Source organism: Anaerosporobacter sp. (genome assembly GCF_965301125.1).
In genome coordinates this window covers 16,769-27,979 of the sequence record NZ_CBDLAM010000022.1, presented here as the reverse complement: position 1 = coordinate 27,979, position 11,211 = coordinate 16,769, and the positions used below count along the sequence as shown (strand labels likewise).

Here is an 11,211-nt window from a genome sequence, read left to right as displayed (position 1 = left end):
AATCAACAAGAAGGGTGAGTGTGGTTAATTCCTCACTCACCCTTTTTAGAACTAACTTACAGTGATAAAGACAAAAGTAATTTTATAACTTCAAAATAAAAGGACAGGAGAGAGGAATATGCACAAAAATTTGAAGAAGTACTTTCCAATTTTTGCATTACCTACATTAATAGCATTTACAATAGCGTTTATAGTACCCTTCATTATGGGTATTTATCTATCATTCACAGAATTTAGAACAGTAACAGATGCAAAATGGGTAGGGTTAAGCAATTATAAAGCAGCATTTCAGAATAAGGACTTTTTAAATGCATTACTATTTACAGTAGCTTTTACAGTAGTATCCGTAATTACAATTAATATATTTGCTTTCGCGTTAGCTTCATTGTTAACAAGAGGAAAAAGAGGGACTAACATATTCCGTACAATATTCTTCATGCCAAACTTAATTGGTGGTATTGTGTTAGGTTATATTTGGCAATTGATTTTAAACGGAATTCTATATAAATTTGGAGTAACATTAACATTTGCACCAAAATACGGTTTCTGGGGCTTAGTTATCTTAATGAACTGGCAGTTAATTGGTTATATGATGATTATCTATATTGCTGGTATTCAAAATATACCAAAAGATCTAGTAGAAGCAGCTAGAATTGATGGAGCTAATAAGAAACAAATTCTTAGAAATGTAACGATTCCATTAGTTATGCCATCTATCACAATTTGTCTATTCCTAACTTTATCAAATTCATTCAAATTATTCGATCAAAACCTTGCATTAACAGCTGGTGCACCATCAAAGAAAACAGCAATGTTAGCTCTTGATATCTACAATACATTCTATGGTAAGGTAGGTTCTGAAGGTATTGGTCAGGCAAAAGCAGTAATCTTCTTTATTATTGTTGTTGCTATTGCATTAATTCAACTAAGAGCGACTAGAACTAAGGAGGTTGAGAACTAATGAAAGCGAAAAGTAAACCATCAGACGTTATTATTTTTATTGTACTTGCTGTATTAGCAATTGCTTTCTTAGCACCAATTTTCATCGTGTTAATGAACTCTTTTAAAGGAAAGTTTTTTATAAGTGATGCACCATTCGTGTTACCAAATAAACAGACTTTTGTTCAGTTTGAGAACTATATTAGCGGAATAAATAAAACAAACTTCCTACATGCAGGAGGTTGGTCGTTATTTATCACAGTATTTTCAGTAGGATTTATTGTTTTATTAACAGCTATGATAGCATGGTACATTACTAGAGTTAAAAGCAAATTTACAAGTATGCTTTACTATTTGTTTGTATTCTCAATGATCGTACCTTTCCAAATGGTTATGTTCACAATGACTAAAGTAGCCAATGTATTAAGTTTAGATAACCCAATTGGTATCATAGTTATCTATGTGGGATTTGGTGCCGGACTTTCGGTATTCATGTTCTGTGGATTTGTTAAGTCTGTGCCAATTGAAATAGAAGAAGCAGCTATGATGGATGGTTGCAATCCTATTCGTACTTACTTCTCTGTAGTATTACCAATCTTGAAACCAATTTCAGTAACTGTTGCAATCCTTAATGTAATGTGGATTTGGAACGATTATCTATTACCATATCTAGTAATTGGTTCGGATTATAAAACAATACCAATAGCAATTCAGTATCTAAAAGGTGGTTATGGGTCAATTGATATGGGTGCAATGATGGCCATGTTAGTATTAGCAATTATTCCAATTGTAGTATTCTATTTGGTTTGTCAGAAACATATCATTGAAGGTGTTACAAGTGGAGCAGTAAAAGGTTAATAAACAATGTAAAATGTAATTTCGAGAGGATGACTTTAATGAGAGCAAGTGGAATTTTACTACCGATTACCTCTTTGCCATCAGCGTATGGAATTGGTACTTTTTCTAAAGAAGCATATGCGTTCGTAGATTTTTTAGAAAAGGCAGGGCAAAAGTATTGGCAAGTTTTGCCTTTTGGTTCGACGGGCTATGGTGATTCTCCATATCAATCTTTCTCAACATTTGCGGGTAATCCCTACTTTATAGATTTAGAGGCTCTTATAAGAGAAGGTTTACTTACTAAGGATGAATGTGAAAATGTTGATTATGGTGATCTTGTAGATCGAGTTGAATATGATAAAATCTATCATTCAAGATTTCAGTTACTAAGATTAGCATACGAAAGATTTTGTTCAAAGGTAAATGACAATTTTGATAATTTTGAAGATTTTTGTGAAGAACATGAGTCCTGGTTAGTTGATTACAGTTTATTTATGGCTGTTAAAAACTATTTCGGGGATAAGGGAATAGATGACTGGGATGAAGATATACGTCTACGTAAAAAAGAAGCATTAGAAAAATATACAAACCTTTTAGCTGATAACATTCTATTCTATAAATTTATTCAATATAAATTTTTCGAACAATGGAAATCACTAAAAGAGTATGCGAATGACAAAGGAATTAAAATTATTGGGGATATCCCTATCTATGTTGCCTATGATAGCGCAGATACTTGGGCAAATAAGAAATTATTCCAGTTTGATAAAGATGGAAAGCCAACCGCTGTTGCGGGTTGTCCTCCAGATAGTTTCTCAGCTACTGGACAGCTATGGGGAAATCCATTATATGATTGGGATTATCACAAATCAACAGGTTATGATTGGTGGATCAACAGAATTGCATTCTGTTTTAAACTATATGATGTGGTTCGAGTAGATCATTTCAGAGGATTTGATGAATATTATTCTATTCCATACGGAGCGAAAGATGCTGTAATTGGAAAATGGGAAAAAGGACCTGGTAATGATATCTTCGAGCATATCAAAAAGGTATTAGGTAATGTCGATATTATTGCAGAAGATCTTGGCTTCCTTACAGATAGTTCAAGAAAATTAGTGAAAGATTGTGGATATCCAGGTATGAAGATTATTCAATTCGCATTCGATTCAAGAGAAGAGAGTGATTATTTACCACATAATTATGATAAAAATTGTGTTGTATATACAGGGACACATGATAATGATACAATTGTAGGTTGGTACAATACTCTTTGTGAACAAGATAAAAAGTATGCAACTGAATATGTAAATAATCATAATTCTAAACCTGAAGAGATTCATTGGGATTATATTAAGTTTACTTTGGCAAGCGTGGCAGATCTTGCTATCATACCAATGCAAGATTATTTGGGACTTGATTCCAAAGCGCGTATCAATACTCCATCGACCCTTGGTGGTAATTGGATATGGAGAATGAAAAGAAATGATATTGACATTGATTTAGCTGAGCAAATCCTTAAAGTGACAAAACTTTATGGTAGATAAAGTTAAAAATTGTCATATTTATATGGAATATATTGCAAAATATAAAAAATATGTTATAATCTTAGACGGACTAAACGAAGTTTAGGTAAATAAAATATGCAGCAAAGGAAGGATATCATGGGTACTATCACAATTAAAGATGTAGCAAAACTCTGTGGTGTTGGCGTCAGCACGGTATCAAGAGCGATTAATAATCATCCAGATATCAATGAAGAAACAAAAAATAAGATTATGAAAGTAATCAAAGAGAACAATTACATACCTAATAATAGTGCCCGTAATCTGAAACGTTCCAACTCTAAGATGATTGCCGTATTAATTAAAGGTATAAGTAATCCTTTCTTTAGTAAGATGATTAAGGTAATTGAAGAAGAAACGCAAGAGAGAAAGTATTCATTCCTACTTCATAGAGTTGAGGACCATGAAGATGAAATTGATGTTGCATTAGAACTTGTGAAAGAAAAGAAGTTACGTGGTATCATATTCCTAGGAGGCCATTTCACACATTCTGAGGAAAAGTTAGCCCAGCTAGATATTCCATATGTTTTATGTACAGTAGCTCTGACAGAAAAATGGAGAAAAGAATTATGTTCTTTTGTTGCTGTAGATGACTTTAAAGAGAGTTATAAGATTGTTGACTATCTATGTAAGATTGGTCACAAACGCATTGCTATTATCACAACTAGTTTAGATGATACAAGTATTGGGCTTATTCGATATAAAGGTTATTTACAAGCATTAAAAGATAACAATATTGAGCCTGACATGAAATTAGTTAGAAGTATGAAAGATGATATAGAAACCTTCACCATGGATAATGGGTACGTAGTTATGAAAGAACTATTGGAATCGGGAGAAGAGTTTACCGCTGTTTTTGCGATATCGGATAGTATTGCAATAGGAGCATGTAAATCGATTTTAGACGCGGGTAAATCTGTACCGGAGGACTATTCTGTAGCGGGCTTTGATGGTTTGGATATCGCATCTTATTACAATCCGACCATTACAACCATTCGACAGCCTATTGATGAGTTAGCCAAAGAAGCAGTTACTATATTATTTGATGTAATTAAGAAGAAGGCAGACCATCAGAAATGTATATTTCCAGGAGAATTGATAATTGGACAATCAACGAAGATGATTTAGACCTTTGATCTTACCCAAGATGCTATATAGCAATGACTAATAAGAGTTATGCTATATAGCGTTTTTTATGTGCCAGAACAAATATATTGCAAGAAAATTGTTCTTGTATTAGAATAGATAAAGTGTGATTAAGCACGATAGGATAAGCCTGGAAAACATTAATATGTCTTCCGGCATTATAAAGAGTATTACAACTATAAGAATAGTCTTTGGATATTGGAAAGGAGTAAATTTTACATGAGAAAATTAACAAAATGCATTGCGATTATGCTTGTAGCTACAATGGCATTAGTAGGTTGTTCGAAAAAAGAAACGAAAGAGGCTAGTCAATTCGATGCGCCTAAATCGGGGGATACTGTAGCAGAAATCGTAGTGAAAGATTTTGGATCTATTAAAGTTAGATTTTTTGCAGATAAGGCACCTAAAGCAGTAGAGAACTTTGTAACACATGCGAAAGAAGGGTATTATGATGGATTAACATTCCACAGAATCATTAATGACTTCATGATTCAAGGTGGTGATCCAGAAGGTACTGGAATGGGTGGAGAAAGCATCTGGGGCGAGAATTTTGAAGATGAATTCTCAGATGATTTACATCCTTTAAGAGGTGCTTTATGTATGGCTAATTCAGGAAGCAATACCAATGGAAGTCAGTTCTTCATTGTACAAGCAAATCCTTTAGATCAAGCAACTGTAGAAGGAGCACTAACAGCTAATGGATATGAGCTTGGAGAATCGTACTTAGATTCCTTTAAAACATTTATGAAAGCTGCTTATAATTGTGAATTTAGCGATGATATTACAGAGCTATACATGGAAAAAGGTGGAACTCCATGGCTGTTTGAAGCGCATACTGTATTCGGACAAATCTATGATGATGCAAGTTATGATGTATTAGATGCGATCGCAAGTGTTGATATGGAAGATGCTAATAGCGGAATACCTGCAAACGACGTAATTATCGAAACAATCAAAATTTCAGAATATAAATAATAAGTTTAAGACGTAATAAAAGCAACCTAGTTGTGTATTATTACGTCTTCTTTATTTTGCATTTATTTCTTGTATCAATTATAATTAATTTATGTGGTTTTCACATATTAAACATAAATTATTGCTATTATAAAGAAAAGATGATCAATAAAGGGTGGTTTATATGGAAAATTTGAAAATACTTGTAGTAGATGATGAAAGTAGAATGAGAAAATTAGTTAGTGATTTTCTATCAAAAAAAGACTATGAAGTTATTGAAGCAGAAAATGGAGAACAGGCAGTTGATATATTCTTTCAGAATAAAAATATATCGCTTATTATTCTTGATGTTATGATGCCTAAGATGGACGGTTGGCAAGTATGTCGAGAAATTCGCCAGTACTCTAAAGTTCCTATTATTATGCTTACAGCAAAGAGTGATGAAAAAGACGAGTTACTTGGCTTTGAATTAGGTGTAGATGAATATATATCTAAACCATTTAGTCCTAAGATACTTGTAGCACGGGTAGAGGCTATACTAAGACGTACTAACGTGGTAGAAGACGTATTGTCTATTGGTGGGATAACACTCGATTTAGAAGCTCATCAAGTTAAAATAGATGGCGAACCTATTGAATTAAGCTATAAGGAGTTTGAATTATTAACGTATTTTGTAAAGAATAGAGGGGTTGCGTTATCTAGGGAAAAGATATTGAACAACGTTTGGAACTATGACTATTTTGGTGATGCTAGAACAATCGATACCCATGTTAAGAAATTAAGAAGTAAGCTTGGAGATAAGGGAGACTATATTAAAACCATTTGGGGTATGGGGTATAAATTAGAGGTGAGTGAATGAGACATTCAATAAAGTTCAAGATTACAGGACTATTCACTATCTTAGTTGTTGGCGTTGTCCTACTTTGTTGGGGAATGAACAAAGGCTTTTTGGAAGATTATTATCAATATAGTAAGGTTAATAAGTTAGAAGAGATGTATGATAGTGTTCAGTCGGTTTATAAAATAGCAGACGCAAGTTTAGATAATAATGCTAATAACGAAGTGATGGATACAAAATATTTATCATTAGAGAGACTAGGAACAAATAGTAATATTAATATATATGTTATTGATAGTAATAGTATATACTTAGAGAATGTATTTGGACAAACAAGATTTAATTTGTCTTTGGATTATCCAGATAGACAGACTATAAATGATCAACAATATGAACTGTTAAAGAGCCGTGTTTATGCATATGTGACTGGAATATCTACAAGTTATATGAAAAAGTTGTCATCAACGAAAAAATATGGGATATACAAAGTTTACGATGAAAGAATGGAGTCATACTATCTTGAATTGTTTGGACCCCTAGATAACGGGGATTATGTCTATCTTCGATCTAACTTTGAAGGTATCCAAGAGAGTGTTCTCATAGCGAATAAATTTCTTGCGTATGTAGGTGTTATAGGTGCTCTTTTAGGAATTATCATTACCATGATAGTTAGTAGATCAATTACCAAACCAATACATCAGTTGTCAGGGATAGCGAAGAAGATGGCTAATTTGGATTTTGATGTGAGATATCCAGTTACCACAAGGGATGAAATTGGAGAGTTAGGGATAAGAAATAAAATCTTATCAGAGAGACTTGAATCAACGATTTCGGAATTAAAGAATGCCAATAATGAGCTACAATCGGATATACAGAATAAAATTCAAATTGATGAGATGCGAAAGGAATTCTTATCGAATGTAACCCATGAATTGAAGACGCCGATTGCATTAATTCAAGGATATTCTGAAGGTCTATTAGATAACATTAATGATGATGAAGAAAGTCGAAATTTCTATTGTGAAGTTATCATTGATGAAGCATCGAAAATGAATAAGATGGTAAAACGTCTACTTAGCTTAAATCAAATTGAATTTGGTAATAATCAAGTAAACATTGAGCGGTTTGATATTGTAGGACTAATAAAAGGTGTTATTAATTCAACGAATATATTAGCGCAGAAGAAGGAAGCGAAAGTAATCTTCCGTGAAACAGAACCAATTGATGTTTGGGCAGATGAATACATGATAGAAGAGGTTGTTACGAATTATATCAGTAATGCCTTAAATCATCTTGATTATGAAAAGGTGATTGACATTAAGTTAGAACAAAAACAAGACTGTATGCGAGTTTCTGTTTTTAATACAGGAGATCCAATACCAGAAGAGGATATTGATAAAATATGGATTAAGTTTTACAAAGTAGATAAGGCTAGAACCAGAGAATATGGTGGTAACGGTATAGGTTTATCTATAGTTAAAGCCATTATGATATCTCATAATAGAGAGTGTGGTGTAATTAATCATGAAAACGGAGTTGAATTCTGGTTCGAGTTAGATACGAAAATATAGAAATAACAATAATGCATTAAACAATAAAAGACAATCTAATAAGATTGTCTTTTTGTATGTAAAAGAAAAAAATAGACAAAACATGCATTGAAATTTGTCTTATAACTTGTTAATATAGTAGTAGATTATATCAGATTATATGAAATTATATACTTATAATAGATAGTGATGGAGGAGATGCAATGAAGAAAAAAATCTGCTTACTTGTGTTTATGTCGGTATCAACAATGTTATTATCGGCTTGTTCAAGTACTAAAACATTAGAGGAAGAGAATAATGCAATAGTAGCACAGTACATAGCAGGAAGCATATTAAAGTACGACAAGTATTATCAGGATGGGTTAGTGTACGCTTATCAAAGAACATCTGAAGATGAGAATGCTACAGTTGAAATCGAACAAACGGTTCAAGTTGGTGTGAAAGAAGATACAAAAAAAGATACTGATGTTGATGAAACTACAAAGTTAGATAATTCTAATGAAGAGGAAGAGGTTAAGGAAACCCTTTATGAACTATCAGATATCTATCAGCTCAAGGATATAGCAGTAGATTATCTAAAGTATACAACAACATCAAGCTATACTGGAAGTTATAGCGATCAAGCGTTTGGTGTTGAAGCAAAATCAGGAAACGAACTAGTTGTATTTGAATTTAAAATCAAGAATAATAGTAAGAAGAAGCAAAACGTTAAATTAATTCGTTCTGGTATATCATATAATTTAAAGATCGGAGAAGAAGTTCATTATCCAATTTTATCAATTGTATCTAATGATATCCAGTATTTTGAATCAACCATTGCTGCTGGGAAAGCGAAGAAAGCCGTATTAATTTTTGAAGTACCGAAGAAAACAAAAGTAAAAGATTCAACCTTAATAGTGACTAATGCTGATAAGGCTAGTCAAATTACAGTAAAATAATACAATTAATTTTAGGGGATGTAATAAATAACATAATTTGTTATATTAAAGGAGTAAAGTAAAATGAGCTTTATTGAGAAGAAAAGAACAAAATTTCTAGCCTTACCGATATGTTTTACAACATATACAATTATGGATGAGAAGGTCACAATTAAAAGAGGGTTTTTAAGTATTACAGAAGATGATGCGTATATGTACAAGATTCAAGACGTACGTTTGAAAAAAAGCTTTTTAGAGAGAATATTCAAAATCGGTACAATAATTTGTTATACAGGAGATACAACTCATCCTGAGCTTGAACTTTCTCATATTAAACATGCAGCAGAGATTAAAGATTATATTATGCAAGCATCTGAGGAAGCAAGACGTAAGAGAAGAACAATGCATACATTAGATATTGATGTTGATGAATCAGATGAAGTGCAAGAAATTTAGCAATATCAATTGAATATCAATAAAGAAATTACCGCCGTGGGTAAGAAACTAGACACAATAGTATCTAACCTACAGCGGTATTTTTTAGCATTTTTTATGAGAATATATTACTATAAATATTAAATTTATATAAAATAAATATAAATAAAGTATTAAATAAGCTCGATTATTATTTGGTAATTGACGTAAAACTTTACAAAAAAATGTTGCAATGGTATACTATGGAAAGTAAATAATTAACATAGAGGAAGGAGAGTGGAGTATTGGGAAGGTTTAATCGGAATGCAGGAACTAATTTATATTATATATTTAGTGATTGTATATTCTGTGGGATAGCCTTCATATTAGCTTCCATAATAACAGAAGGAGGAGTGGAAGACTTTCATCAGGGATATTTCGCAATTTGGTTATCATTTTTAGTGGTATATATTCTATCGGGTAAGAGTTTAGGAATATATAACGTCACAACATTTTTTTATGCCGACAGATATATTATAAGAGTAACTAAGTCTTTTCTTATTGCTACGGCTGTTACTTTTTCATTGCTTTACTATGGAAATGGTGCAGCAATTAATTATTTGTTATATTGTTGTTTCTTGTTAATAAACTACGCTTTATTGTTATTCAGTGCGTTCTCCATGCATTCCATTATGAGAAAGTATAGGAAAACTGGTCAAAGGACCTTAATTATTGGACATAAGGAAAGATACAGTAAATTTATTCGATTCCTCGACCAAAGTAGTATTGATATTGAAATAGTTGGTTTTGTATCATTAGAAGATACAGATGAACCAGAATATTTAGGTAGTATTAAAGATATTGAAAGATTAATTCATGAAAAAGCAGTAGACCAAATTTATATTATGGAAAAACAATATGGAAACACAATAGATGTACAATCTTATATTAACATATGTGTAGATATGGGGGTTACAGTTAGGGTAATCGTGAATTCATATTATGCAGATGGAGCACAAAGCTATATAAGTAGTGTAGGTACTTACCCTGTACTAACATATCACACGGTGACGTTAAACGAGTCTTCAAGAGCAATCAAACGTGGAATAGATATAATAGGCTCTTCCGTAGCAATTCTTATTTTTTCACCGATTATGTTATCAGTTGCAATCGCAATTAAAATGGAGTCGAAAGGTCCTGTGATATTCAAACAGACGCGAGTTGGTATGAATGGTCGCAATTTCAATATGTTTAAGTTTAGAAGTATGTGCATAGATGCTGAAGAAAAGAAGAAAGATCTTATGCAACAAAATGAGATGGAAGGTGCCTTCATGTTTAAAATGAAGGATGATCCGAGAATAACAAAAGTTGGGAAATTTATTAGAAAGACAAGCTTAGATGAATTCCCTCAATTTTTCAATGTTCTAAAAGGTGATATGTCACTTGTTGGAACAAGACCACCAACTTTAGATGAGGTTGAACAATATGAGAGAAGTCACTGGAGAAGAATTAGTATTAAGCCTGGTATTACGGGTATGTGGCAGGTAAACGGTCGAAGTACAATTACTGATTTTGAAGAAATTGTAGAACTTGATACCGAATATATCGATAAATGGGATGTGATGATGGATTTCAAAATCATATTCCAAACCGTATGGCAAATGTTTAGGCGCAGAGGGGCCTATTAGTTTATTTAGAATGTAAAGTTATACATACAAGTTCGGAGTGGTTAAAGAATCTTGGAATAGAGGCATCACCAATTCCACGACTGGAAATCATAGTTGTTTGATCGTGGACAAATCTTCCGGAATCATATTTTGGGAAAAAGGTTGAATTATTCCCTATTAACCCTCCAACAAAAGGAATTCGAATGATACCACCGTGTGTATGACCTGCTAGAATAAGATTAAATCTATTATCGGTGAAGTAGTCAAAATGATTCGTATAGTGATAAAGAAGAATAGAGAACGTTCCAACTTCTGTTTCTGGTAAAGCCTTTGGATTATATATGACATCCATTTTATTGGCACTTAATCCGTATAGTGTTATAT

General features: G+C 32.5%; 10 protein-coding genes and 1 pseudogene. 10 read left to right on the top strand and 1 reads right to left on the bottom strand.

Translation table 11 applies throughout. From position 1 onward, the window contains the following. Nucleotides 1–118 precede the first annotated feature (118 nt). The 10 genes from ACW2QF_RS04185 (at nt 119) to ACW2QF_RS04140 (ending at nt 10,848) form a co-directional block, all read left to right on the top strand. Nucleotides 119–961, top strand: a complete 843-nt coding sequence (locus ACW2QF_RS04185) for a carbohydrate ABC transporter permease (protein ID WP_455714740.1) — start codon at nt 119–121, stop codon at nt 959–961. Then, complete coding sequence (locus tag ACW2QF_RS04180) at nt 961–1,797, top strand: carbohydrate ABC transporter permease (protein WP_455714739.1); 837 nt, start codon at nt 961–963, stop codon at nt 1,795–1,797. Before ACW2QF_RS04185 ends, ACW2QF_RS04180 begins: the two co-directional genes overlap by 1 nt. Further along, on the top strand, nt 1,797–3,323 hold the full coding sequence (gene malQ / locus ACW2QF_RS04175; RefSeq protein WP_455714743.1) for a 4-alpha-glucanotransferase: 1,527 nt from the start codon (nt 1,797–1,799) through the stop codon (nt 3,321–3,323). The genes ACW2QF_RS04180 and malQ overlap by 1 nt, the downstream gene beginning before the upstream one ends. A gap of 117 nt (nt 3,324–3,440) precedes the next feature. Next, nucleotides 3,441–4,469, top strand: coding sequence for a LacI family DNA-binding transcriptional regulator (locus tag ACW2QF_RS04170; RefSeq protein ID WP_455714738.1), 1,029 nt, complete (start codon nt 3,441–3,443; stop codon nt 4,467–4,469). A gap of 237 nt (nt 4,470–4,706) precedes the next feature. Beyond that, on the top strand, nt 4,707–5,462 hold the full coding sequence (locus ACW2QF_RS04165; RefSeq protein ID WP_455714737.1) for a peptidylprolyl isomerase: 756 nt from the start codon (nt 4,707–4,709) through the stop codon (nt 5,460–5,462). A gap of 163 nt (nt 5,463–5,625) precedes the next feature. Further along, nucleotides 5,626–6,300 (top strand): response regulator transcription factor, encoded by a 675-nt coding sequence (locus ACW2QF_RS04160; RefSeq protein WP_455714736.1) that lies wholly within the window; start codon nt 5,626–5,628, stop codon nt 6,298–6,300. Next, nucleotides 6,297–7,850 carry a sensor histidine kinase gene (locus ACW2QF_RS04155; RefSeq protein ID WP_455714735.1) on the top strand — a complete coding sequence of 518 codons (1,554 nt, stop codon included), beginning with the start codon at nt 6,297–6,299 and terminating at the stop codon, nt 7,848–7,850. The genes ACW2QF_RS04160 and ACW2QF_RS04155 overlap by 4 nt, the downstream gene beginning before the upstream one ends. Before the next feature lie 182 nt (nt 7,851–8,032). Then, nucleotides 8,033–8,767, top strand: coding sequence for a DUF5067 domain-containing protein (locus tag ACW2QF_RS04150; protein ID WP_455714734.1), 735 nt, complete (start codon nt 8,033–8,035; stop codon nt 8,765–8,767). Between the two features lie 63 nt (nt 8,768–8,830). After that, nucleotides 8,831–9,202 (top strand): PH domain-containing protein, encoded by a 372-nt coding sequence (locus ACW2QF_RS04145; RefSeq protein ID WP_455714733.1) that lies wholly within the window; start codon nt 8,831–8,833, stop codon nt 9,200–9,202. 263 nt (nt 9,203–9,465) lie between these two features. After that, nucleotides 9,466–10,848, top strand: coding sequence for a sugar transferase (locus ACW2QF_RS04140; protein WP_455714732.1), 1,383 nt, complete (start codon nt 9,466–9,468; stop codon nt 10,846–10,848). 1 nt (nt 10,849) lies between these two features. Here the strand turns inward: ACW2QF_RS04140 and ACW2QF_RS04135 are convergent. Next, nucleotides 10,850–11,211: pseudogene (locus ACW2QF_RS04135) on the bottom strand (hypothetical protein); the annotation flags it as partial.